Source organism: Peribacillus sp. NJ11 (genome assembly GCF_030348405.1).
Classification (GTDB): domain Bacteria; phylum Bacillota; class Bacilli; order Bacillales; family DSM-1321; genus Peribacillus.
This window is the reverse complement of record NZ_JAUCFO010000001.1, coordinates 658,478-681,974: the sequence shown is the minus strand read 5'-3', so window position 1 is coordinate 681,974 and position 23,497 is coordinate 658,478. Positions and strand designations below refer to the sequence as shown.

The window sequence follows — 23,497 nt, the reverse complement described above, 5'->3', positions numbered from 1 at the left end:
ATATGAAAAAAACAGCACCAGTTGCTAAAAATGATATTATAGAGGTTTTATTTGAAGATTTAACACATGAAGGAGCTGGAGTGGCTAAAGTTGATGGCTACCCGATCTTTGTTCAGAACGCCCTTCCTGGTGAAAAGGCAAAAATTAAAGTGATGAAGGCTAATAAAGGGTATGGCTTCGGACGCTTGATGGAAATTATAGAAAATAGTCCATACCGGGTTGAGGTCACGACTGAAGATTTCCATAAATACGGTGGTTGTCAGCTGCAGCATATGAGCTATGAAGGACAGTTGAAATTCAAGGAAAAGCAAGTACGTGAAGTGATGACACGCATCGGGAAGCTTGAGGATGTAAAGGTTCACCCGATCATCGGGATGGAGAATCCAACCCATTATCGCAATAAAGCGCAAGTGCCTGTTGGTGAAAAGGATGGCAAGTTAATAGCAGGATTCTTCAAACCGCGGACACATGAAATTGTTGAAACGAAAGAAAGCATAATCCAAAATGAAGTGATCAGTGAAGCCGTTCAAGTTGTTAAAGAGATCTTCAGTAAACTTGGTATCCCTGCTTACAATGAAGAGGCACATAAAGGTGTATTGCGGCACATCATGGCCCGTTATGGCAAGCAAACAGGTGAATTGATGATTGTTCTCGTTACAAGAACGAATAGTATCCCTTTCATCGAAACCATCGTTAAGGAAATCGTTGAACGTCTTCCACAAGTGAAATCCATTGTTCAAAACGTGAATTCCAAGAAAACGAACGTTATCTTAGGCGATAAAATGACTTTACTGTGGGGCGACGAAGTGATTCATGATATGATCGGTGATGTGAAATTTGCGATTTCAGCAAAATCCTTCTACCAAATCAATCCAGACCAAACGAAAGTCCTTTATGATAAAGCCCTTGACTATGCAGGGCTAACGGGTGAAGAGACGGTGATAGATGCCTATTGCGGCATTGGAACCATATCTTTATTCTTAGCTAAAAAAGCGAAAAAAGTTATCGGTGTCGAAGTAGTGGAAGAAGCGATAGAAGACGCACGCCGCAACGCTGAATTGAATGAAATTTCAAATGCCGAATTCATTGTTGGCGATGCAGGTAACGTGATTGCTGAATGGTATCAAAAGGGCAACACTGCGGATGTCATCGTAGTGGATCCGCCTCGCAAAGGTTGTGAGGAATCCCTTCTGAATACGATCATCGAGATGAAACCTAACAAAGTCGTATACGTATCATGCAACCCAGGCACTCTAGCACGTGATCTTCATATCTTGGAAGAAGGCGGATATAAAGCAGTTGATATCCAACCTGTCGATATGTTCCCAATGACGACACATGTTGAAAATGTAGTGTTATTAGAGTTGAAATAAGGAAATGGGGCCCGGTCTAAATGACCGGGCCCTTTAGACTGTAGGCAAACTCAATGAAAATCGAGTTTGCCTACAGTTTTTTTAGGGCTTGTACAATTTGGACGTTGCTTTCCGCTCCAGGCACTTGCTTTCCGCCTGTGTCTCCCTAGACGCGCTTTTCCCGTAGGAGTCTCGCACCTTTCTCTCCAATCAACTTTGTAATAACGTTTAGATAGAATCCGTTCCTGAGGAGTAGAAGGTGTTGCTTTGGGTCAGTTTGTTCGGGAATAATGAAAGATATGTTTTCCGAACCCCTTGTCTACAAACTGTAGGTCTCGGTCTAAATGACCGGGACCTTTTTCACGTAGTTAAATTGAAGTAAAGTGAGGGGGATTTTTTTTTGCATGTATATTCTTGACGCTCTGACTTGGACATATATTAAGGAATATATGATTGGGAGGTAAGGTGATTTTATTAATTTTCAAAAAGCAGTGGCTGTAATTGTTGGTAGCTTTTTGGTGGCTATTGGAATCAATGGTTTTTTAGTGCCTCATCATTTAATAGATGGCGGCGTTATTGGAATTGCACTCATTCTTCATTATTTCTTTGGTTTTCAAACAGGGCTATCCATGTTGATCCTAAGTATTCCTATATTTTTATATGCCTGGTACTATGAAAGGTCCTTTTTCTATAGCAGCATTCACGGTTTACTTTTGACATCCCTTTTTATGGATTGGCTAAATCCATTGAGAAAAGTCTTTTCCCTTTCGATACTAACTAGCTCTTTGATTGGCGGAGCCATCATTGGGATGGGCATAGGGCTCATGCTTCGATATGAGACAAGCAGCGGTGGAACGGATATGTTAGCCAAAATCATCTCCAAATCTTCCTACATAGATATTGCTTTGGCCATTATCATCATAGATACACTTATCATTTCAGCTGCAGCATTCACTTTAGGTATCGAAATTTTTCTTTTTTCATGTGTGACGATCGTCATCATTGGACTGATCACTTCGCTTATGAAAGTGAGGAAATGAATATATAATCAGTTCCGTAAGATATGGGCTACGTCATCTATTGCCTTTTGCAACTTTTCGCTATTTTTGCTATACATCTCTTTAGCTTCCTTTGATTCAGTTCCAAGTGCAAACAACTCTAAGTCCGCTTGGCATTTTTTCAAGGTCGCGAGCATAAGAGGTTTTTCTTGAGGAGAAGGAACTTTAAGTTTATCATCAAAAAGGTCCACAGTTAATTCTCCGTTAGAATTGGCTTGACCAAGAAAAACATTCTCGAGGATTACCCCTAACTTATCCAGTTCAGTATGAAGCCAATTTCGGTTCAGTCCAATCGTGGAAAGTGGTTCATCGAGTATGCTGCCGTCCATAATGATGGTTTGTGGCTCCTTTACTGCAGCCACTGACAGGTTAAGGTCCTTAGGTGTTACAGGTTGATTTTGCTTTTTTAACATTACGGAAAAATCCCCGTTGGCTTCCAATAAGGCAAACTCAACTTCAGAGATATCGAAGACATCCTTTTTACGGAGCAACCCTAACAATTCATCAATGGTATATTTCTCTTTTTTTAAATTATCTTCCATGACTTTCCCATCTTTGATGAAAACCGATGCTTTTCCTTCCACAAGATCACGAAAAGTTTTACTTTTTAGGGATATTAATCCTGCAATGAAGGGTGCTATGGCAAAAACGAGAATGGACAGTAAGCCATGTATAATATTGCCCTCCACTTTCGTAGCTAATTCTGCCCCAACATTACCGATGGTTATACCCGTTACATATTCAAAAAAGGAGAGCTGGGACAATTGTTTTTTTCCTAACACTTTTGTGATTAAAAAAAGAACAATTAAAAAGAATAATGAACGCAAAAGAATTTCTATCCAATCCGGCATTACCAAACACCTCCTGCTTGATTATTGTTTTTAAAAACCTTTATATTGTGGTTCTTCCCGTTCTAGCTCGCCCACGCGCTTCTTTACATCCTTCATAACTTCATTCACCACCAGCATCGTTTCATGCAAGATGCGTTTAGATTCTTCATCTTGAGTCCGGAGTGCTAAGCTGGATAAGCCTGCTTCAACTCCTTTCAGGCTAGAGACACATTGTTTTACATCAGAAGCTATCGTCATGCAGCCTCCTCCTTATCCTTTAGGTCTAAAAATAATGGCTTGGAACACTCCTAGGCTGTTTATCCCGGTATGGTTACTTCAAACATGCCAGGAACAATCCATGCCTTTCCGTATCCGCTAAAGCTACCGAAACAACCTTAGCAGCCACGAGTGTTCATCCAGTATGAGCAGTCTTGTGTTTGGAACCACAAACCTTAGTAGATCATGTTTGTGGTTCACTCATATTCAATCGATACGGCATGGGCAATGCATGGAATCGTCTCACTTTGTTGAAAGGATAGGGGAGATAACAAAGCACCGGTAGCCACGACGAGCAATCGTTTTATCTCTCCCTTTTTCATGCGATTTAATAAATGACCATAAACAACGGTTGCGGAACATCCAGGGCCACTTGCTCCTGACAGGACCGGTTGACCATCCCTGTAAATCATTAAACCGCAATCTTTATATTGCTCCTCTTTTATCGGAGTACCATGTTTTTTAAATAATTCCAGAGAAACTTCATGTCCAATCTTTCCTAAATCCCCGGTCACTATTAAATCATAATAGGATGGATCGAGGTTCCGTTCTCTTAAATGGGCTTCAATCGTATCCACAGCGGCCGGGGCCATGGCGCCTCCCATATTGAAAGGATCAGTCAATCCCATATCGATGACACGGCCTATCGTAGCTGAAGTGACCCTTGGGCCTTCCCCGGCACTGCTTAATAAAGCCACGCCGGCCCCCGTAACGGTCCATTGGGCTGTTGGAGGTTTTTGCCCTCCGTATTCTGTTGGGTAGCGAAATTGCTTTTCTACTGCAGCGTTATGACTGGATGCTCCTGTCAATAAGTATTCTGCCCCTTTGGTATTGACAAGGTATGCACCAAGAGCCAGTCCCTCCATCGAGGTGGAGCAAGCGCCAAATAAGCCGAGATATGGTGTTCCAAGTGTTCGGCAGGCAAAACTCGTAGGGGTTATTTGATTGATAAGGTCGCCTCCAAGGAAAAATTGAATCCGTTCCTTCTGAAGACCCGCCTTTTCGATTGCTTTTGTACTGGCTTCTTCCAATAAGACTTTATGTGCCTTTTCATAAGTATCTTGATTTATCCATAAATCGGAATGGAGAAGATCGAAATCATCCGCAAGCAAACCGTCTGCTTCAAATGGACCGCCAACGGTTCCTGTGGAGACGATGACAGGCTTTTGATCAAACACCCATGTGCGATGCCCCGTAAGCATTATAAACCACCCCATTGTATGAGTATTGTCATTACCAGTGCTGTGATAAAAACAAGGAATAACATTTAAAAACGATGGTATAGAAAAAGGAGGGGAATTTTATTCCCCATATGGATTGAAAGATATAAAAAAGGCTGGTTGCTTTAACCAACCTTTTTTATATGAATGATTATTGTTTATATTGAGGTTCCTCGTTTTGAATCTCATCAATGCGAGGGGTGATGCTGTCCACAATCGATTGTGTTTGTTGGGCAGCTTGTTGGTATAGTTGTTTGGCTTGCTCATTATCTGTGGAAAGGGCAAAGGTTTCAAAGCTTGCTTGAGCGCTTTTCAGCCCTGCTATAGTTGTTTTGACATCGCTTATTACTGTCATATATGAACCTCCTTAGTTTGTAACTGCCTTATTAGAGTGAGGAAAAAATGATTATCTATACCTTCCAAATTTATCTAGGAAATGAAGCGCATTAAATTCTTTTTCAAATCAAGAGTTTAACTAGCTCATTCCATTAATCAAACGTTTGATTAATGGAATGGGAACAGGCAGAAGTATAGTTAAAATCGGATTTATTCGTAGTACAAATCGTTTTTATTGTTTAATTATTGACTGAATTCAGAATTATTAATATAATTATAGATAACATAACGTGATTACGTGAGGTGATATGACATTTATATTAGGGACGATTTGTATAGTAGAGTTGTTTTTGAAATTTCATCTGAAGAAGTGATAAAAGGACTGCTATTTCATAAAAGCAAACAGGAATCTGAAATTGAAGCGATAAAAAGTAAAATACATAAATATGAGCAAAAACGAAGAGCTGAGGAAGCTTGGTATCAATCCCTATCGCCATTTAAACGTTTTTTTACAGGGCGTGCTCCAAGTCATCACCAGGCCGTTGAGCATTTGGTGAATGTTAAAGATAGATATAAACAAATCGAGAAAATAAAAAAGAAGGTCACTTTTTTAAATGAGGTGATCGGTTTACTTGAAGCTGAGCCGGAAAAACGGGAAATGAATTTGCCATCAGATATCATTAAAGAAATAATGGCCTGGCAGAAAGCGGAGGGAACACCAAGATGACTCTAGAAACGTTAAACGCTGGCTTGGATACGGTTTGGGTGGTTCTGACAGCAGCCATGATTCTCTTAATGGAGGGCGGGTTTGCCTTATTGGAGGCAGGGTTCGTCCGTACGAAGAATAATGTGAACATCATCATGAAGGTTTTTGCCGATATTACGATCGGAACGCTTTGCTATTTCATCGTTGGTTTTGGCTTAATGTACGGAACGGATGTATTTGGAACTATCGGAGCAAGCGGCTTTCTGCTGAAAGGTGATTTGTCGCACATCGACCTTACGATTTCCATGGATGCATTTTGGTTATTTCAAGGCGCATTCGTCATCGCCGTTATTTCCATCGTTTCGGGAGCAGTTGCGGAAAGGATAAATTTTCGGGCGTACCTTATTTTTGTCGTAATGATGACGGCATTCATCTATCCGATTGCCGGTCACTGGGTATGGGGAGGTGGCTGGTTAAGCGAGTTGGGCATGCAGGACTTCGCAGGGTCGGCGGTCATTCATGCGCTAGGCGGTTTTTCTGCACTTGCGGCTGCCATTGTAATCGGGCCGAGAGCAGGTAAATTCACTTCACGGGGGACTAGTTCCATTTCGCTGCCGAGTAATCTCCCATTGGCATCTGTTGGGGCATTCCTTTTATGGTTTGGCTGGTTTGGGTTTAATGCAGGAAGCACCTTGCAAGCTACAGATGGACGCATTGGCCATATTGCCATTGTCACGATGCTCTCAGCTGCATCAGGGGGGGCGGCGACATTGCTTTATACACTATTTAGGTATGGTCGTTCGGATGCACCTTCCGTCATCAATGGCTCACTTGCAGGCCTTGTCGGGATTACAGCAGGCTGTGCATTCGTTAGTGATCTGGCGGCGTTACTGATTGGAGCAGTTTCTGGAATGCTTATGTTAGCTGCGACAAATTGGTTGGAAGCCAGAAAAATCGATGATCCGGTTGGCGCCTTTCCTGTTCATGCGGCATCAGGCATGTGGGGTACGATAGCAGTAGGGCTTTTCTCCACTGAAAACGGATTGTTTGCAGGTGGGGGATGGCATTTGCTCGGAGTTCAAACATTAGGATTAGTGGTGTTATGCATCTGGGGCTTTTCATTGACATGGCTTGTTTTTAAAGTTATAAATGTTTGGCTGCCTATAAGATCCACTGAAGAAGAAGAAGAACTCGGGTTGGATATCAGTTATCATGGCATAATGGCCACACATACCTCGCCGGAGTTCATCAAGATAGAGGACTACTATAAGCAGGAAGAAGAATTGACAAGGTAATGTCAATAATACTCATGGTAGAATCAAGTGAGAGGTGAATTTTATATGGGTACATGCAATCTTAATCATTCGCAGCATGATGTCAGGATGAAATTTGAGAGTCAAAAGGCATTTTTACCAACTGCTTTGAGTCAAACATTGGATCGTTATCTGGAAAAAGCGAATTCGCAGGAAACATTGAATGAACTTTTTCATCTATTGAAGAAGTATGACTTGTCTACTCAGGAGGAGCAGGAATCAAGAAACGAAAAGTTGAAACAAATAATTTTGTAAATGAGAAAGAACGGGAGTGCAAGCTTGACTCCTGTTCTTTTTTTGTTTTTTTCCATTAAGGAATATCTTCTTTTAAACGATTTAAGGGAATCCGCGGGAATGTGGCTGACTCCAATTTTCTTTTTTATTCGGCGTATCAGTAATTGTAACTACTTTTTTAAAGAAGATAGCAGGATTCACATTTAAAGCGGCTAAAAACAATTGTGTATAATATTACACATGATAGTAGAGAAATCGTAAAGCTCTGTAACCGAAATGGTGTTCCTTTAAAATGGATTAATCAGTTTAAGTAACGCGGACAAGGGTTTAGTAAACCTTTAAAGGTTTAATCAATCGTTTGATTAAATCTCATGTACTGACTATCAGTACCTCAAAAAAAGCATGGGAAAATAAAAAAGCTGGAGCCCATAATGAGCTCCAGCTATTTCTTTCATTAAAAACCATCATCTGTTGCGGTGAAGGGGATGTTTAGGTTTCTTTCCACGGCCCGGAGTCTTTGATTAAGCCTGTTTAACCTATTCGTATGTCGCTGGTCCGCTTGACTTAGCCTGGTGATTTCCTGGTTAATGCGGTTCACTTCACGATTTATCCGCGTGATTTCTTGGTTCTGCCGATTGAGTTCCCTCGTTTGACGCTCGTTTTGACGCTCAAGTTCCCGGACTCTTCTTTCAAGTTGTTGAGGCTGCCTTTCAACATCGAATTGGTCGGGCACCTGGCTATATGGATTCTCTTGAACCTGCTGAAGGTCCCAATCTTGCTGTGGCACATATTCAAATCGTTCAGGCTGTTGGAAATATGGGTTATAATTAGACTGAAAGTACTGATGATTTCCATTTTGTTGTGGAAAAGGATAAAATCCGTATGAATTCATAGTCAACTCTCCTTTTTTAAATCGGGATGGATACGTAATAACTTATGTAAGTTCCGGTGAAGTGACTAGGCGTTAGCCCATAATTAGGGGAAGAAGAGGTAATTTACAGAAAAAATTTCAATAAATTTGCAGAAACCATCCGGTTCCTATATCGTTTAGGATAGGAGAAATTCTTTTATCCATCTTGAAACCAATCTTAATGATAATCCGTATATATAGAAAAGAGTGTAAGTCAGGAGTGTAATGATAATGAATCGATTTCTTGCTGATATTGTTCCGATATTGATTGCATTTCCAATGGTTTTTCCGGTTTGGTTGATTAGCTATTTTGTATTGAATCAACCGTTTGTCCTGTCTGTTGTCATATCTTTAGCAGGAGGGGCGCTTGCATACTGGCTAAGTTCCGTTTATTTTTCCTCGCGATTCCTAAAAAAACATGAATTGACGAGAAAAGAATACCAATTTATAAAGAAAAATTTAATTGAGGCAAAACCAAAGATATGGCGGGTGCAAAAGGCACTAATCTCGGTTAGGCATATCTCTTCTTTTAAACAGAGGAAGGATATGATTAAAATGATCAGGAAAATATATAGTCTGACGAAAAAAGAACCGAAGCGGTTTTACCATGCGGAGCAATTTTATTATTCGCATCTGGATTCGGCTACGGAGCTCGCCGAGAAATATGTTTTTTTATCACAGCAGCCAAAAAAGAATAAGGAACTCGAACTTTCCTTAACGGAAACTCGTAAAACCTTAAAGGAACTCACTAAAACGATAGAAAAAGATTTATATAAAGTGATTGCCGATGATATCGATAACCTTAACTTCGAATTGGATGTTGCTAAGCAATCCATTAACACTGGAAAAGAGTCACAAGTAATTGATGAAAGCAGGAGGTTAAAATGAATAACAATGATCCAAACCTGTTGAATAAAACGAATAATGCCAGTTTGATCGATGACCTTTTAGCCAATCCATTTGATGGGGTGCAGGAGCTTGAGAAAGTATCTTCCCAGGAAGCGAAACCGGTTAAACTGATCGATGTCATTCCTGAAGAGAACAGGGCAAAGGCTTATCAGCTTGCCGAACAAATCGACCCAACGAATCATCAGGCAATGATATCCTATGGTACACCAGCCCAATCAAAACTCCTGACCTTTTCTAATTCCATGCTTGAGCATGTCCAGAAAAAAGATGTGGGTGAAGTAGGCAACATTATCAGTGATTTAATGAAGAAGTTAAATGAGCTGAGCCCGGATGAGCTTAAACCGGATAAGCCCTCTTTTTTTGCGCGTATGTTCGGGAAGCTCTCGGGATCTGTACAGGAGGTGCTCTCCAAGTATCAGAAAACTGGGGCCCAGATTGATCGAATCAGTGTAAAACTAGATCGGAGCAAGAATATCCTGTTATCGGATATCGTAATCCTTGAAAAGCTATATGAAACGAATAAGGAATATTTTCAGGCGTTGAATGTCTATATTGCAGCAGGGGAAATAAAACTCGAAGAAATCCATGAGAAAACGATTCCGGAGCTAAGGAAGTCAGCTGAATTAAGCAATGATCAAATGAAGTTTCAAGAAGTCAATGATATGCGCCAATTTGCTGAACGGTTGGATAAAAGGCTTCATGATTTGAAATTGAGTCGTGAAATCACGATTCAAAGCGCACCGCAAATCAGGCTGATTCAAAACACGAATCAGGCACTAGTCGAGAAAATACAATCTTCGATCATGACGGCCATTCCACTTTGGAAAAATCAGGTTGCGATTGCACTGACGCTAATCAGGCAAAGGCATGCTGTAGAAGCGCAAAAGCAGGTTTCCAAGACTACAAATGACTTGTTACTGAAGAACTCTGAGATGCTGAAAACGAATACCATTGAGACGGCTAAAGAAAATGAGCGGGGGCTTGTCGATATCGAAACATTAAAAAATACTCAAGCCAACTTGATTTCCACGCTTGAGGAAACCATGCGGATACAGGAAGAAGGCAGGCATAAACGCCGACAAGCCGAGCAGGAATTGGCGTCAATGGAAAATGAACTGAAACAGAAACTATTGGAGATAAAGGGATAAGGGGAGATAACGTGGAAACTATCGAGGCTATAAAAACGAGAAGAAGCATTGGAATCGTTAAGCAAGATCCGATACCGAAAGAAATGATCGAGCAAATCATCGAAGCTGGAACATATGCACCTAATCATCACCGAACGGAGCCTTGGCGCTTTTTTGTATTGACAGGAGAAGGAAGAAATAAACTTGGGCAGGTCTTCGAAGAAATAACAAGAATCGAAAATGCTGATGATACCCCGGAAAGTCTAATCAGCAAGCTAGAAAGGCAAAAAAAGAATCCCTTAAGGGCTCCAGTCATCATCGCAGTGGGCATAGAGCCTAGTGATAAGAATAATGTCCTTGTGGCAGAAGAATATGCGGCAGTGAACAGTGCCATTCAAAACATGCTTCTTGCAGCACATTCCCTAGGTCTGGGAGCAGTATGGAGAACGGGAAAAATAACATATCATGACAAGGTCCGTGAATTTTTCAATTTATCCTCTAAGGGAGAAGTATTGGCTTTCATATACTTGGGTTATCCTGACATGGAGCCGAAACCTGCTAAGAAAACACCGATCGATGAATTGACCACATGGATCGGATGAAGGATTGAGGGGCAGCTGCAGCAGTGCATACACACTGCTGCAGCTTTTTTTATTGCCTTCAATTGGGCTTTTAATGTAAGGGGTTTGGCTTCGTCAGGCTTCGTTTCAAGTGACGATTGATGAATTAGGTTGTACAATACATTAGGAAGAATAAATTTTGATGAATTAGGATGTGTCTATAGATGAGAACGATTGATCCATTTGAGATACTCGATGGAAAAGCGATAAAATATTTGGATGTTTTTGGCGTTGATGATGGAATTGCTTTAAAGAGTAAGTACGAAGATAAATCGTATTGGATATATGATTATTATTGCATGCATCAGACTTGTGATTGCCAGGAAGTATACCTTGAGTTCGTTGAGGATCGCAAGGGCAATAAACAGGCAGGACAGCATTTTGGAGTGAGGGTTTCTTTCGGGGATAATCAATTTGTCCTTGAGGATTATAATATTTCCAAACAAAAGGCGATGGATATCGCGGAGGATACATTAAAGTACAGTAAAGATGTAATGGAGTTATTTAAACAGCGGTATCAGCAAATGAAGGAAAAAGGCACGCAAATTATCATGGAAAGTGCAAAGGCAGCTAAAATGCCGCATGTTCATACAGAACCGGTCATTGGCAGAAATGAACCTTGCCCATGCGGAAGCGGGAAAAAATACAAAAAATGCTGCGGTGCAGCTTAACATCTTGGAAGCTAACTCGATTCGGAGTAGCTTCTTTTTTATTTGAACAAGCGCTAAGCTGAGAAATGAAATTGTGCAATAAATAAAAAAATGTGGAATTACAGGAACGTTTGTTCTATAATAAGAGTACCAGATAATAACTTAAAAAGAAATAAAAAGTAGTTATTTAGACGGAATTTTTGGAAAACTTCTTTTTTATTTTCAAAAATCTGGTATATATAAGAGAGAAGAGTTTTTTGATCTCATCTCTTTCAACGGTAGACGGCAACCAGACGGGATGAAAATTCCTACACTGATGGCAGTTTAACTTATGAACGAAGGAAGGGGTAATCAAATGACAAGAGAAAAAAGATTAATACCTTACAAAGTTCTTGAAGTAATGGAAACGGTCAAAGAGAAGATTCCTGAGGGTGTCGAGCTTGTGAAAGCACCGGCAATTTGGGAAAAAAGCAATTATGGTGAGGGCGTGGTAATTGCCGTCATCGATACAGGCATTGATAAGGGGCATTCAGACCTCAAAGAAAGAATCATCGGTGGGAAGGATTTTACCAATACCGGGGATTTTCAAGATGATAACGGACATGGGACACATGTGAGCGGTACGGTTTTGGCTGCCATTAATAATGCTGGTGTAGTGGGAGTGGCTCCGAAAGCAAGCATATTAGCGTTAAAGGCCCTAAATGGTCAAGGACAAGGCGATATAGATTGGATTAATGGAGCTCTAGAGTATGCAATCAATTGGCGGGGACCTAATGAAGAAAAGGTTTCGGTTATTTCTCTTTCACTTGGCGGACCTCCGGATGAGGCTGAACATAAACTCATTCAAAAGGCCCTTCAGAACGATATCATTGTTGTTTGCGCAGCTGGAAATAGTGGGGATGGGCGTCATGAAACGGATGAATTGGATTATCCAGGAGCATATCCCGAAGTAGTGGAAGTCGGAGCTGTGGATTTAAGCAGGAATTTAGCGGATTTTTCAAATACAAATGATGAAATTGACTTGGTGGCGCCAGGGGTCGATATTCTCTCTACGTATCCAGGGAATAAGTATGCGAGGCTGAGCGGAACGTCAATGGCTACGCCTCATGTAAGCGGTGCAGCAGCTCTCTTGAAAGTGATTGCTGAAAAGGAGTTTGACCGTAAGTTAACCGAAGCGGAATTATACGCACAGTTAGTGAAAAATACCGAAGATCTGGGAATCAGCAAAAAAGCACAGGGAAATGGACTGCTTAACTTAACGATAGGGGAACAAAGAATTGAAAAATCGATTAAGATTACCATAGAATCAGAAAACCTTAAGTTACCGAGTAAATCGGTGGTCATGGAATATTAGAAGTGAAAAAAGGTGCCCCGGGAGAAATATGGGGCACCTTCCATAATGTCATGATTATTTTTTGTTTTTCCTTAGAGCTGCAAAAAGCGCTACAATGGAAAGAATTAGTGATATGACAGCCAGAGTGATGATTAGCGTTTGATTGCTATCACCTTCTGTTGTTGCTGAATCCTTTGAATTGTCAGTTGTCTTTGAATCTTTAGTGTCAGCTTCATCTTTGTGACCATGGTCCGCAGGTTCTGCATCAGCCTTGGGCGCAACCGTAATTTCCGTTACAGAATGCGGTAGGTCTGAGCCTTCATCACCGCTCCATTCAACAATTTCACCATCTTCGTAATATTGAAATGCATCCCAGGCAACTTTCGTTTCTTCTTTAGGATTTTGTGCTACGAAAGAGAATTGCTGGAATTGTCCAGCAGCTATTCCTTCATCAGTTGCTGCCCAAGTTACCGTTTTTACATGGCCATCTTTGTCACCTTCCGTTGTTACTTTCCATCCTGGTACAGGCTGATAGCTTTCAAAGGTAACCCCTTCAGGTACTTTTAAAGTCACCTTTGTAGTGGCAGTTTCTTTTTCTACAGGTACTTTGAGTGTATAAGTTTCCCACGCCTCAGGTGCAGATGAACTAGGCTTGACTGTAACGTGAGCATATGCTGATCCGGAAAAAATGAATAATGCAGCAAATGTAAAAATAAGTAGTTTTGAAATGTTTTTCATTAGTATAAATCCCTCCTGTTATGAATTCCCTATGAATATTATAAAATCAGCATTGATTGTATCCAGGCTTTCAGTTAATCCGTGAACATGGATATTCCACTTTCCTGGCATGGTTAATATTGACTTTGATGTAAATGTACCTTTATTTTTTTCCTGCATTTGCAGCTTTATTTCACCGCCTGGCGTATCGACTGGCTGCATGGTGATTGTAAGCTGTTCTATTTCAGCAATCGGCTTGCCACCATTGGATAGATCTACTTGAATCAGGTTATCCCCGACTTCATTGGGAGTCACCATTAATGTGACCTCATTATTTTCGTCAGTCTGTAACGTTTTCTCTATTGGCCCGGGAGAAGACATGGCAGTTTGGACATTTGTCAATAGAGCTGCAACGAGAAGTATGATGATTCCTAAACCAAACTCCATTCCCACACTATAACCAAGTTTTTTCGTTTGCTTTTTCCCTCTGAGAAAATGAAAGCCTCCTAAAACGATCATGATTAACATGAGACCGATTTTCGCTAGTAACAATTGGCCATATGTTGTGTTAAACAATGAATGGATAGTCGGTACATGCTGTAAACTGCTATATATCCCGCTAACAATCAGTATGATTACAAACAGAAATGCCCATTTGGAAAACCTTTGAATGATCGACCAGTAAAATGTTTTCTTATCTTCTTGGACTGCCTGCCGATCAGCAAGCCCAGGCAAAATCACCAATAAGGCCATAAGGCCGCCGAGCCATAAAGCCATGGACAATAAATGAAGGAAATCCATCAAAACGGCCAGAACCTGATTAGGAACGGCTGCTGTATGTCCAGTGAAAGCCTTACAAATCATCAAGCTGGCAATTATGATGAAAGAAAGGTAAGGTAGTGATTTATTCAAGGAGTTCTCGAGCATGAAATAAATCACTAAAAATAGAAGGAGCAATATTAGAATTTCAATGATCCAGATGGTTCCAAAGTTTGTAGCATTCAATACTTCTTTCATATAATTCACTTTAAATGCATCAGTCCAACCTACGCCAGCATCAATCGTAACTTTTAAAGGCAGACTGCAGAAGATGGAAAATGCTAAACCTGTATATGAAAGCCAAAGGTATAGACGGGTTCTTCTGCTGGCTTCAAAAAGTCGAGAATCCTTCATTAACGATAATCTAAAAAAAAGGATTCCGGTTAGGGCAGCGAAGCATATGTATTGAAGACTTTGCAGGATAACATTGATGGAATTCGGAAAACTTGCATTCACTTCGGAATTGTCTTGGTCTGAAAGGCCAGCTGAATCTCCGAATTGAAAGGGAATGGTTCCTTCAATGGGATGGCCATCACTCGAGACCACTCTCCATTTAATGTAGTAAATCCCTTCATTGATAGTGCCCTTCCACTTAGCTTCCAGTATTTTTTCACTTTGTTCCGAGATTGTACTGTCTTGAATTTGAATTTTGTCCCCATCTTGGCTGAATACCTCAAGCGAATGGAAAGCTGGTTGTATATTCTCGCTGAATTGAATGCTGATCTTTTCAGGAAGAGTATCTAACGCTTCATTCGGGCTAGGATTAGAGCTTATTACAGTAGCATGACCAGAAGCCATTGCTGGGTATAAAAGCAAACTGAATAGGCTGAATACCAGCCATAAATAATTTTTCATCGTGGTGTGCCATCACCCTTTCATCAGGTTATGTAAGCTTATTATAAAAGGAAAATGTGAAAAAACAGTGAAAATAAATTAGTTATCTAAAGGCAGTTTAAGAGGTTCGCTAGAAAAGTGATAACCATAAGGTTAGATTGGTCTGGCTTCCACCATTATAGCCATTAAAACAATCGATGGGAAATATTGGTTGGTAACCCCTTGCACAAGTTGTTACCTAAAGAAACAAGCTATAAACCTCATTAAGAAATAATTAAGATTTATTTGGTAACCTGACCCTATCATGTTTACAGGAATTATAGGGGGGATAGGCTTTGCTAAATAAGGGGTTAAAAGAAAAAAGTGTGAAGGTGATTTTGGTTGGTTCCCTTGTGGGGATGGGAGCATCCACTTATATGCCCGTGGTAGAGGCTGCGGAGGGCCCTTCTGTTCTGCAGGAAGAGGCACAAACGGTAAATAGTCTTTCAAGGCTAGAAATAGAGGGTATAGCACTGGATCAAAAATTTTCAGAAAGTGTACACGACTATAGTGCAGCAGTGGGAAATGATGTGGAAAAGATCACCTTGCTTGCAGGAAGTCCTAGTGAGACTGCAGCCATATACGTGAATGGTATCAAAATGACAGATGGTAAAGTGAAGGATTTAACTCTTAAAACTGGCATGAATACGTTTGAAATCACCGTCAGCGATGGGGAAAATGAAACGGTTGCCTATACTCTCAAGGTTGAAAAACTTGAAAGTGATGATAACCTTTTAACATCGATTGGATTATCAAAAGGCTCATTAACATTCGATTCTAAAGTGACAGCTTATAATGCTTCTGTTGGAAATGAAGTCCAGTCCGTTACAGTAACACCGACATTGAGTGACAGTACCGCAATTGTAAAGGTGAATGGAAAGAATGCAACCAGTGCCGGTGTAAAGGTTACCCTTCCAGTCGGTAAGACAACGGTGAAGATTATCGTTACAGCAGAAAACGGAGATGAAAAAACATATACGCTTACGATTACACGGGCAGCTGCCAAGGAAACCGAATCGAAAGATGCCCCTAAAGAGGGTGAAGTACAAAAGGAGCCTTCAACAGATACAAGTAAAGCTCAACCTCCATCCGATAAGGGGAATAAATCATCTTTAACATCAGCTGAATCCTCCAATAATCTAAAACCAACCAGTGGTGTCAGCCAAGTACCGAAAGCACAGCAACTTGAAAGTATTTCAACACAGAAACCGAAAACGGATTCTATAGTGAAGGTAGCGTCAGCAGATTCTTTAGGCGAGGAAGGCAATAATGCACCAGTGTTGAACAATCTGACTGTATCATCCGGAGTATGGAACAAGTCTTTTGATACTAATGAGCATACCTATCATATCGAGGTCGATAATGACGTTTCTTCAGTCGAAATGTATGCAACGACAAATGCCAGCGGAGCGACGATTGAATATGACGGTGAGAGCAGTAAAAAAGTGAAGATCAAGGATAAAGCGAAGACGGCCATTTCCGTTACTGTTTCAAAGGATGGGGAGCGCCGTACTTACGTCCTTGTTTTCGAAAAGGATATGGATGTGGAAATGGATGAGGAAGAAACCGTGGATGATGTCAAAACAAATGAGGCGGAAGTTGAGGCAACGCAAATGAGTACAGCTGGCAAGACGTTGAACGATACATCCAATAATACAGGAGGCCAGGTTAATGGGAAACAGCCCGTTGAGATCGTGTCATTCTTTGGGAATATAAAGGATTTCTTCACCTCTCTATTTTAATTTTATCAAGGGATGGTTCTGAATCGCAAAAAAAAGGACAAGATAAGGGCTTGTCCTCCGATTTATATTCATATGGGCAAAAGGATTTGGACCTCGGTTCCATGGTTTGGTTCGCTGTTAAAGCGGACCTTTCCCCGATGCGCCTCAATGATTCGGCAACTGACTGTCAATCCTAACCCTGTTCCTTTTTCTTTAGAGGAATAGAAAGGTTCTCCAAGATGCTTTAACCGTTTTTTTTCTATTCCGCTTCCATTATCTTTGATGGTAATGGAAAGGTTATTGTCCTTGCGCTCAAAATCAATCCAAATGTGATCGGCGGATGCCTCCATTGAATTCTTGAGCATGTTTATGAATACTTGTTTTAATTGGTTTCCCTCACATGATAGAAGCGGTATTTCGTTTTTTACAGATATTGATATTTGGGTGGGGTACGAGTCCGCCTCTGGTTTCAACAAGGTTTTGACATCATTCATCAGTTCGATGATTTGATGCTTGCTGAATGGGAGTTCCTGTGGTTTTGCCAGAACGAGTAACTCGCTTACAATAAGATTGATCCGGTCCAATTCACTTAACATAATCGTGTAGTATTGTTCATAGGGATGGTCGCTCTTTTTAAGTAGCTGGACGAAACCCTTTAAAGAAGTCAACGGGTTTCGTACTTCGTGGGCTACACTTGCGGCAAGTTCGCCGACTATCGACAATTTTTCTGTTCTTCTTAAGCGTGCTTCGGTTTCGCGAATTTGAGTGACTTCTTTAGCATAAGTGATGATCCCGACCAAATCCTCGCCAACCATCATCGGGACAAACGTACAAGAAAGTAAGATGGACTTCCCGTACTTCGTTAGGAATTCTATATCTTTCCCTTTCTTAATCCCCTTATGGTTTTCGATGACATATTGGCAAGATGTACGGATCAGTTCCGCATCTTCTGTTGAAAAGTTCAATTTAATGAATGAGGCTCCATGTATTTCTTCCTGTTGAAAGCCTGTTACCGTTTCAAACCTAGGATTTACGGTCGTGATCATTCCGTTTAAATCAAGCATCAGCATCGGATAAGGGTTGTGTTCAAACAATGATTTATAGCGTTGTTCACTATCGAATAATTGATTCTCAGCGACAACCCTTTCAGAAATATCCCTGCCGATGACTACTAAGCCTTTTCGTGAACCATCCTCATTGAACAGGGGAACTTTGATCGTATCAAAGGTCTTGTGATTGCCGTCGGGAAGAGGGATGATTTCCTCACACCTTGTGATTTCCCCTTTTACCCACGTTTCTTCATCGGAACCTTCACAGTAGATCAACGACTCTTTATAAAATTCGGAGTATTCTGCGAGCTCGCTGTCTTTTTTTCCCTTATAGTCTACATGCTCCAACTGAAATAATTGCAGCCCGAAGGTATTGGACTCAAGCCATCGGCCATCACCATCCTTGAAGTTAACGAAATCCACCATTGAATTGATGAGTGTGCGCCGGCGTTGTTCCGCTTCTTTTAATTGTTTGAATTCTTCCCTTTTAGCTAAATAAAGATATAAGATCAAGCCTATTGATAAAAGGAAAACAATGCCTTCCACTCTCTGAAGTTGAATGAAGACCTCTTTGTTATGGATATTTGTAGTTAAAAAAAAGTCGAACACGACTAGTGTAAGAATCCCGGATAGGATATATATTGCTAAGATGGAGCGTTTGGACATGGAGATTCTCCCTGATTTTAAGACATTTCAAAGGTAAAATTACATACACATTTTAACAAACTATCGGAAAAAAATATATGCAGAATCCTAAATAAAAAAACAGGGGCCAATGTAGGTCACCTGTTTTTTCTGAATAAGGTTAGGTTCTTTTTCTTTTTTGCACGCTTATAGATAATGAAAAATAATAAGAAGAGGAGTGCGAGTGCAACTAGCGTGTATTGGTTCATTTCAACAGATAGGAGTCCATATGGAATTAGCGATAGGAAGAAGAAGTATATCAGGTTGCCAAGTGCCGTCGCTAATAAAAAATCCTTGAAAGTGACGGTGCTGACTCCAGCTGCCAAGTTAATTAAACTTGTTGGGATAAGCGGGAAAATCCTGCCTGTAAACACGTACATGAAGCCATGCTCCACAACAGTTTTTTGCCATTTTTCACCCATCTTCTTTAAGAGAAGTTCCTGAAACCAATTTCTTGCTGCATAAAAAATGAATCCTGAAGCAACGACACTTGTAAACCAACTCCATAGGTAGCCATATATGAATCCGAATATCGTGACATTGATAGTCAGGAGCAAAATTAAGGGGATGAGTGTAAATGAATTTTGGACAAACATCAATACGAATGTCACAATAAAAGTGAGCAAAAGGTTTTCCTTCAATATGCTAATAACTGAATCCAAGTCACTTTTCCAAATCAAAGTAAATAATTCTGCATTTGAAAAAATAAATAATGCAATTACCAGTAGACCTGTTAAGGTCAGGACTTTTTTCAAAGGGTCACCACCATTCTGACTAATAGTTTATCATTTTTAAGTTAATTGGTGAAAAAAGAGCTGTCGCATGATGCAGACAGCTCTTTTACATTATAGTGGGTTCACGAAGAGAAGATTCCTTTAAAGCCACTTTTCAAACTGAATTCTTTTGTTCATTCCATAAATGATTGGCGCGCCAATCAAGAGGACAACGAATTCACCGACAGCCGTGGTCATCCAGCTTAACCAGAATGGTAAGCCAAAGGCAAGGTTCAGTTCAATGGCAATTAAAAACATTGTGAACGTGAAAAAGATGATCGTGGCGATCATCCGCCCTTTAATGCCTTTTATGAAACGTGAAACAAAAATGACAAGCAGCAAGGCGAGTAAGGATTGCCCCACCCCAAAAATTAAATCATATGGAACCATCGGTGAAAAGAGCAGATTCGATATGAAGACGCCGCCGACAATACCATAGATATATTTTTTATTGAATACAATAAGATGGTTCAACATTTCCGGTACACGAAATTGGAACATCTCAAAAGCTATTGGTTTAAACACCAATGAGACCGCCACATACAAGGCAGCCAATAACCCGTTTATCACGAGTGTACGAACATTCATTTTACTCTCTCCCTAGTTTTTTATCGTGGGATGGTTACGAACCACGTATAGGCGTTTGCCCGATGATTAATAGTATCCCAAGTAAGCTTGTTTCGTCAATTTGTAAAGAATGGTTTTAATTTATAGGTTTACAAGCATCCATAGGATTTTGATTTATGGCAATGAAGGATGATATTATTTTTATATGTACTTCAAAGGAGTGAATATAATATGTCTATCGCGAGTGTCAAAGGCCATTTTAAACAATGGGATCGGGAAGGCGATGTAATGGAGTTCGAAACATCGAGCGCTACGGTGAGTGATGCTGCAGAAACCATCGGTGTTATCCCAGCGAGGATTGCTAAGACTCTTTCCTTTAGGGGGGAAGGTGTTGATGCGATTTTGGTTGTAGCGGCTGGGGACGCAAAAGTGGATAATAAGAAATTTCGTCAGATGTTCGGTTTCAAGGCACGGATGCTGTCACCCGAGGAAGTGCTTGAGCAGACCGGCCATGCCATCGGAGGAGTTTGTCCGTTTGGTCTGGCAAACGATCTAGCTGTTTTTCTTGATGTATCGATGAAGCGCTTTGAGTCATTGTTCCCGGCATGCGGCAGTACGAACTCTGCAATAGAACTTACACCCGCGGAATTATTTGAATATTCAGGAGCAAAGGATTGGGTGGATGTTTGCAAGGCTTGGAATGAAGAGGGGAATGAGGAAACGGCAGCAGGCAATGCAGTGGAAGGCTTTTGATTAATGGTACCAAAAAGATCCACATGAATGGGATAAAGTCCACTTGGGTGGACTTTATTTGTGGGGGCCGTATGCATTTTAGCGGTCTATAATTTTAAAGCGGAAAATCGTGCAGAAAGTGTTCCTGAGCGGAGGGTGAAAGATGTTAAATGGAAGCCAAAGAAAAAGCAATAGCAGCTATCTTAGTCTTAAAACTCTTTATGAAGAAAATATCACGGTTAAGAGCATAGCCCAGGAGCTTGAGTTTTGCCATACAAACGATCTGGCGCTGGATATTCGGAAAGCATTGGAAAAAAAGAATTTTGATATATTGGCAGTGCAAGATCAAGGGGAAATCATCGGATATATCGAAAGGGAAGAACTGGGTGAAGGGAGCATTTCGGAATATTTGAGAAACTTTTCACCAAGGGAAATGGTTTCGGATTCAACGCCTTTGATCCAGCTGCTCCATATTTTCAAGAATAAAACAAGGGTCTTCGTATTAGAGAATAATTCAATTAAAAAGTTGATTACCCATGCCGACCTTCAAAAGCCTCCAATCAGGATGCTGATATTCGGATACATTACCTTATTGGAAATGAGGATGAGCGATATCATCATGGATAGATTCGGCGACGGAAGCTGGCATCCAATGATCAGCGAAGACCGTTTAGAAAAGGCAACCGAATTATATAGGAGGAGAATCGATAAAAATGAGGATATCAATTTAATAGAGTGCCTGCAAATCAGTGATAAATTCGATATCATACATAAGGATGAAGAATTGAGGTGCTTCTTCCAAATCCCTTCGAAAAGTAAAGGGAAGAAGGATGCGAATGCCATCCGGAAATTACGGGATAAGATTTCCCATGCAAATGAACTGGGACTGGACATGTCGTGGATGGAAATCATTGAGGTTGTCGAGTCCTGTGGGCAACTGCTCGAAATCTCTGAATCCTATCAGTATGAAAAATAAGGATCCGGCTATCATGCTGGTTCTTTTTAATGTTTAACTCCAGACAGAAAAAAACTGCCCATATCAGGCAGTTTCCCCGAAAACTCAAAACTCCGGCAGTTGATCCAGGTTATTTTCTTTTATCCCATCAGGCTCACTCCGCAATATATCACGTCCGTATTTATGAAAGACGTCAACATTGGCCAGGATGCCTGCTTTGGCTTCCGAAAGGGCAGTGGGGTAGTCGAGTTCGCGGCCGGAGTTGGTCTTGATGGCGATAATATTGTCCTCTTCATTTTTCCTTACGGCGATGATTTCTTCTTTTCCTGCTGAATCAAGTTGGTTTGCTTGCGGTGTTCCCTGCTGTTTATAGGATTCATAAGCTTTTTCAAATTGGTCCATGTTTTGGACACCTCCCATTTATAGGGTGAGCTATTTTTTCTGCAATATACAAACCGGATTTCGTCCAACTTGAGCCGTTAATTCGTCCAAAAGCGCCGAATTTTCGGCACTTTTTTAAATTGGATGCTGTCGTCTTGGCCTTTTTGCATTGGCATGGCACTTGCATCTTGTATAAGTGGAGTAAGAAATAATATCCACTTAATTAAGGGAGGAATATGAATCATGAATGTAAAACAAGGGGCAAGCACTTTGAATGCAAAACAACAGGTCAAGACAATGAAAGCAGCGGTAGTCAATGAATTTAACCAAAAACTTGAGATTAAAGAAGTACCCATCCCGGAATTGGAATATGGTGAGATATTAGTGAAAATTAAAGCATGTGGCGTGTGTCATACCGATTTACATGCGGTACATGGCGATTGGCCGGTTAAACCTAAACTTCCGCTTATCCCTGGACATGAAGGTGTAGGCATCATAGAAAAGGTGGCAGAAGGCGTAACTTCCTTGAAAGTCGGTGACCGCGTTGGGATCCCATGGCTTTACTCGGCCTGTGGCGATTGTGAGTATTGTTTGACTGGAAGGGAAACACTTTGCTTGGATCAATTGAATGCAGGCTATTCCGTGGACGGGGGGTATGCGGAATACTGTAAAGCACCTGCCAAATATGTGGTGAAGGTTCCTGAAGGGCTTGACTTTGCGGAAGTTTCACCGATTTTCTGTGCAGGCGTAACGACTTATAAAGCGCTTAAGGTATCAGAAGCAAAACCTGGTGATTGGGTAGCGGTTTATGGAATTGGCGGATTGGGACATGTTGCCCTTCAATACGCGAAAGCGATGGGCTTTAATGTCATTGCTGTCGATATTCAAGATGATAAGCTTGATCTGGCGGCGGAACTGGGGGCGGATTTCACGGTTAATGGGCTTAAGACTGATCCTGTACAAGCCATTAAGGATAAAGTTGGCGGTGTGCAGGCAGCCATTTCTGTAGCGGTTACGAAAAAAGCATTCGAACAGGCTTACAGTTCAGTCAAGAGGGGCGGGACACTGGTCGTAGTCGGATTGCCGAATGATGAACTTCCAATCCCGATTTTTGATACGGTATTAAATGGGGTAACTGTAAAAGGGTCAATCGTCGGGACGAGAAAAGATTTACAGGAAGCTGTTCAATTTGCGGCTGAGGGTAAAGTCAGAACGAATATAGAGACGAGGAAACTTGATGAAATCAATGATGTGTTTTCAATGATGGAAAAGGGAGAAATCAATGGACGCATCGTATTGACGCTAGAATAGTAACAGAGGAGGATGCCCTGGAACGGGGCATCCCCCTTTTT

At 41.0% G+C, this 23,497-nt stretch carries 24 protein-coding genes, 1 pseudogene and 1 riboswitch; of the genes and pseudogenes, 14 read left to right on the top strand and 11 right to left on the bottom strand.

Going from position 1 to position 23,497, the window contains the following annotated elements:
• Window positions 1-2 precede the first annotated feature (2 nt).
• On the top strand, window positions 3-1,373 hold the full coding sequence (gene rlmD / locus QUF86_RS03395; RefSeq protein WP_289318216.1) for a 23S rRNA (uracil(1939)-C(5))-methyltransferase RlmD: 1,371 nt from the start codon (window positions 3-5) through the stop codon (window positions 1,371-1,373).
• Between the two features lie 470 nt (window positions 1,374-1,843).
• Complete coding sequence (locus tag QUF86_RS03390) at window positions 1,844-2,392, top strand: YitT family protein (RefSeq protein ID WP_289318215.1); 549 nt, start codon at window positions 1,844-1,846, stop codon at window positions 2,390-2,392.
• A gap of 8 nt (window positions 2,393-2,400) precedes the next feature.
• Here QUF86_RS03390 and QUF86_RS03385 read toward each other — a convergent pair whose 3' ends face one another.
• From QUF86_RS03385 to QUF86_RS03370, 4 genes are all read right to left on the bottom strand, one after another.
• Window positions 2,401-3,261, bottom strand: a complete 861-nt coding sequence (locus QUF86_RS03385) for a DUF421 domain-containing protein (RefSeq protein ID WP_289318214.1) — start codon at window positions 3,259-3,261, stop codon at window positions 2,401-2,403.
• A gap of 30 nt (window positions 3,262-3,291) precedes the next feature.
• On the bottom strand, window positions 3,292-3,498 hold the full coding sequence (locus tag QUF86_RS03380) for a DUF1657 domain-containing protein (RefSeq protein ID WP_289318213.1): 207 nt from the start codon (window positions 3,496-3,498) through the stop codon (window positions 3,292-3,294).
• A gap of 215 nt (window positions 3,499-3,713) precedes the next feature.
• Window positions 3,714-4,718 (bottom strand): stage V sporulation protein AD, encoded by a 1,005-nt coding sequence (gene spoVAD, locus QUF86_RS03375; RefSeq protein ID WP_289318212.1) that lies wholly within the window; start codon window positions 4,716-4,718, stop codon window positions 3,714-3,716.
• A 169-nt stretch (window positions 4,719-4,887) separates the two neighbouring features.
• Entirely contained in the window at window positions 4,888-5,091 is a 204-nt protein-coding gene (locus tag QUF86_RS03370) for a DUF1657 domain-containing protein (protein ID WP_289318211.1), read from the bottom strand.
• A 312-nt stretch (window positions 5,092-5,403) separates the two neighbouring features.
• Here QUF86_RS03370 and QUF86_RS03365 point away from each other — a divergent pair, with 312 nt between their 5' ends.
• The 3 genes from QUF86_RS03365 to QUF86_RS03355 are packed head-to-tail and all read left to right on the top strand — an operon-like array spanning window position 5,404 to window position 7,346.
• Entirely contained in the window at window positions 5,404-5,799 is a 396-nt protein-coding gene (locus QUF86_RS03365; RefSeq protein ID WP_289318210.1) for a hypothetical protein, read from the top strand.
• On the top strand, window positions 5,796-7,073 hold the full coding sequence (locus QUF86_RS03360) for an ammonium transporter (protein ID WP_289333625.1): 1,278 nt from the start codon (window positions 5,796-5,798) through the stop codon (window positions 7,071-7,073). The genes QUF86_RS03365 and QUF86_RS03360 overlap by 4 nt, the downstream gene beginning before the upstream one ends.
• Before the next feature lie 45 nt (window positions 7,074-7,118).
• Window positions 7,119-7,346, top strand: a complete 228-nt coding sequence (locus tag QUF86_RS03355) for a hypothetical protein (RefSeq protein WP_289333624.1) — start codon at window positions 7,119-7,121, stop codon at window positions 7,344-7,346.
• Window positions 7,347-7,779: 433 nt separating this feature from the next.
• Here QUF86_RS03355 and QUF86_RS03350 read toward each other — a convergent pair whose 3' ends face one another.
• Window positions 7,780-8,217 (bottom strand): coiled-coil domain-containing protein, encoded by a 438-nt coding sequence (locus tag QUF86_RS03350; RefSeq protein WP_289318207.1) that lies wholly within the window; start codon window positions 8,215-8,217, stop codon window positions 7,780-7,782.
• A gap of 249 nt (window positions 8,218-8,466) precedes the next feature.
• Between QUF86_RS03350 and QUF86_RS03345 the strand changes: the two genes are divergently transcribed.
• The 5 genes and pseudogenes from QUF86_RS03345 (at window position 8,467) to QUF86_RS03325 (ending at window position 12,895) form a co-directional block, all read left to right on the top strand.
• Window positions 8,467-9,123 carry a 5-bromo-4-chloroindolyl phosphate hydrolysis family protein gene (locus QUF86_RS03345; RefSeq protein WP_289318206.1) on the top strand — a complete coding sequence of 219 codons (657 nt, stop codon included), beginning with the start codon at window positions 8,467-8,469 and terminating at the stop codon, window positions 9,121-9,123.
• Window positions 9,120-10,292, top strand: coding sequence for a toxic anion resistance protein (locus QUF86_RS03340; RefSeq protein WP_089362531.1), 1,173 nt, complete (start codon window positions 9,120-9,122; stop codon window positions 10,290-10,292). The genes QUF86_RS03345 and QUF86_RS03340 overlap by 4 nt, the downstream gene beginning before the upstream one ends.
• Window positions 10,293-10,303: 11 nt before the next feature.
• The gene (locus QUF86_RS03335) at window positions 10,304-10,873 is read left to right on the top strand and encodes a nitroreductase family protein (RefSeq protein WP_289333623.1); all 570 of its coding nucleotides are present in this window, start codon (window positions 10,304-10,306) and stop codon (window positions 10,871-10,873) included.
• A 611-nt stretch (window positions 10,874-11,484) separates the two neighbouring features.
• Window positions 11,485-11,562, top strand: a pseudogene (locus tag QUF86_RS28880) (SEC-C metal-binding domain-containing protein); the annotation flags it as partial.
• 334 nt (window positions 11,563-11,896) lie between these two features.
• A complete protein-coding gene (locus tag QUF86_RS03325) occupies window positions 11,897-12,895 on the top strand; it encodes a S8 family peptidase (RefSeq protein WP_289333621.1) in 999 nt (332 codons plus the stop codon).
• Between the two features lie 54 nt (window positions 12,896-12,949).
• On the opposite strand, the gene QUF86_RS03320 is transcribed toward QUF86_RS03325, so the two are convergent.
• Together QUF86_RS03320 and QUF86_RS03315 are read right to left on the bottom strand one after the other, a co-directional pair.
• Entirely contained in the window at window positions 12,950-13,612 is a 663-nt protein-coding gene (locus QUF86_RS03320; RefSeq protein WP_289333620.1) for a YcnI family copper-binding membrane protein, read from the bottom strand.
• 18 nt (window positions 13,613-13,630) lie between these two features.
• Window positions 13,631-15,265 carry a copper resistance CopC/CopD family protein gene (locus QUF86_RS03315; RefSeq protein ID WP_289333619.1) on the bottom strand — a complete coding sequence of 545 codons (1,635 nt, stop codon included), beginning with the start codon at window positions 15,263-15,265 and terminating at the stop codon, window positions 13,631-13,633.
• Between the two features lie 314 nt (window positions 15,266-15,579).
• Between QUF86_RS03315 and QUF86_RS03310 the strand changes: the two genes are divergently transcribed.
• Complete coding sequence (locus QUF86_RS03310) at window positions 15,580-17,025, top strand: cadherin-like beta sandwich domain-containing protein (protein ID WP_289333618.1); 1,446 nt, start codon at window positions 15,580-15,582, stop codon at window positions 17,023-17,025.
• 68 nt (window positions 17,026-17,093) lie between these two features.
• Here the strand turns inward: QUF86_RS03310 and QUF86_RS03305 are convergent, their stop codons facing one another.
• The 3 genes from QUF86_RS03305 to QUF86_RS03295 all read right to left on the bottom strand — a co-directional run bounded on the left by QUF86_RS03305 (window position 17,094) and on the right by QUF86_RS03295 (window position 20,098).
• A complete protein-coding gene (locus QUF86_RS03305; protein ID WP_289333617.1) occupies window positions 17,094-18,719 on the bottom strand; it encodes a PAS domain-containing sensor histidine kinase in 1,626 nt (541 codons plus the stop codon).
• 116 nt (window positions 18,720-18,835) lie between these two features.
• Window positions 18,836-19,492, bottom strand: coding sequence for a TVP38/TMEM64 family protein (locus QUF86_RS03300; protein ID WP_289318199.1), 657 nt, complete (start codon window positions 19,490-19,492; stop codon window positions 18,836-18,838).
• A gap of 120 nt (window positions 19,493-19,612) precedes the next feature.
• On the bottom strand, window positions 19,613-20,098 hold the full coding sequence (locus QUF86_RS03295; RefSeq protein ID WP_289318198.1) for a QueT transporter family protein: 486 nt from the start codon (window positions 20,096-20,098) through the stop codon (window positions 19,613-19,615).
• A 6-nt stretch (window positions 20,099-20,104) separates the two neighbouring features.
• A riboswitch (PreQ1 riboswitch) is annotated at window positions 20,105-20,149 on the bottom strand.
• Window positions 20,150-20,308: 159 nt separating this feature from the next.
• Here QUF86_RS03295 and QUF86_RS03290 point away from each other — a divergent pair.
• On the top strand, window positions 20,309-20,830 hold the full coding sequence (locus tag QUF86_RS03290; protein WP_289333616.1) for a YbaK/EbsC family protein: 522 nt from the start codon (window positions 20,309-20,311) through the stop codon (window positions 20,828-20,830).
• Between the two features lie 142 nt (window positions 20,831-20,972).
• Window positions 20,973-21,785 carry a hypothetical protein gene (locus QUF86_RS03285; RefSeq protein WP_289323517.1) on the top strand — a complete coding sequence of 271 codons (813 nt, stop codon included), beginning with the start codon at window positions 20,973-20,975 and terminating at the stop codon, window positions 21,783-21,785.
• 84 nt (window positions 21,786-21,869) lie between these two features.
• Here the strand turns inward: QUF86_RS03285 and QUF86_RS03280 are convergent, their stop codons facing one another.
• Window positions 21,870-22,166, bottom strand: a complete 297-nt coding sequence (locus QUF86_RS03280) for a DUF3892 domain-containing protein (protein WP_289318195.1) — start codon at window positions 22,164-22,166, stop codon at window positions 21,870-21,872.
• 276 nt (window positions 22,167-22,442) lie between these two features.
• On the opposite strand from QUF86_RS03280, the gene adhP reads away from it, so the two are divergent.
• A complete protein-coding gene (adhP, locus tag QUF86_RS03275) occupies window positions 22,443-23,456 on the top strand; it encodes an alcohol dehydrogenase AdhP (RefSeq protein ID WP_289336185.1) in 1,014 nt (337 codons plus the stop codon).
• Window positions 23,457-23,497: the final 41 nt, after the last annotated feature.

Coding starts and splice junctions, on each gene's coding strand:
- rlmD (WP_289318216.1), top strand. CDS start 3: ATGAAAAAAACAGCACCAGTTGCTAAAAATGATATTATAGAGGTTTTA.
- QUF86_RS03385 (WP_289318214.1), bottom strand. CDS start 3,261: ATGCCGGATTGGATAGAAATTCTTTTGCGTTCATTATTCTTTTTAATT.
- QUF86_RS03380 (WP_289318213.1), bottom strand. CDS start 3,498: ATGACGATAGCTTCTGATGTAAAACAATGTGTCTCTAGCCTGAAAGGA.
- spoVAD (WP_289318212.1), bottom strand. CDS start 4,718: ATGCTTACGGGGCATCGCACATGGGTGTTTGATCAAAAGCCTGTCATC.
- QUF86_RS03370 (WP_289318211.1), bottom strand. CDS start 5,091: ATGACAGTAATAAGCGATGTCAAAACAACTATAGCAGGGCTGAAAAGC.
- QUF86_RS03360 (WP_289333625.1), top strand. CDS start 5,796: ATGACTCTAGAAACGTTAAACGCTGGCTTGGATACGGTTTGGGTGGTT.
- QUF86_RS03355 (WP_289333624.1), top strand. CDS start 7,119: ATGGGTACATGCAATCTTAATCATTCGCAGCATGATGTCAGGATGAAA.
- QUF86_RS03350 (WP_289318207.1), bottom strand. CDS start 8,217: ATGAATTCATACGGATTTTATCCTTTTCCACAACAAAATGGAAATCAT.
- QUF86_RS03345 (WP_289318206.1), top strand. CDS start 8,467: ATGAATCGATTTCTTGCTGATATTGTTCCGATATTGATTGCATTTCCA.
- QUF86_RS03340 (WP_089362531.1), top strand. CDS start 9,120: ATGAATAACAATGATCCAAACCTGTTGAATAAAACGAATAATGCCAGT.
- QUF86_RS03325 (WP_289333621.1), top strand. CDS start 11,897: ATGACAAGAGAAAAAAGATTAATACCTTACAAAGTTCTTGAAGTAATG.
- QUF86_RS03320 (WP_289333620.1), bottom strand. CDS start 13,612: ATGAAAAACATTTCAAAACTACTTATTTTTACATTTGCTGCATTATTC.
- QUF86_RS03315 (WP_289333619.1), bottom strand. CDS start 15,265: ATGAAAAATTATTTATGGCTGGTATTCAGCCTATTCAGTTTGCTTTTA.
- QUF86_RS03305 (WP_289333617.1), bottom strand. CDS start 18,719: ATGTCCAAACGCTCCATCTTAGCAATATATATCCTATCCGGGATTCTT.
- QUF86_RS03295 (WP_289318198.1), bottom strand. CDS start 20,098: ATGAATGTTCGTACACTCGTGATAAACGGGTTATTGGCTGCCTTGTAT.
- QUF86_RS03290 (WP_289333616.1), top strand. CDS start 20,309: ATGTCTATCGCGAGTGTCAAAGGCCATTTTAAACAATGGGATCGGGAA.
- QUF86_RS03285 (WP_289323517.1), top strand. CDS start 20,973: ATGTTAAATGGAAGCCAAAGAAAAAGCAATAGCAGCTATCTTAGTCTT.
- QUF86_RS03280 (WP_289318195.1), bottom strand. CDS start 22,166: ATGGACCAATTTGAAAAAGCTTATGAATCCTATAAACAGCAGGGAACA.
- adhP (WP_289336185.1), top strand. CDS start 22,443: ATGAAAGCAGCGGTAGTCAATGAATTTAACCAAAAACTTGAGATTAAA.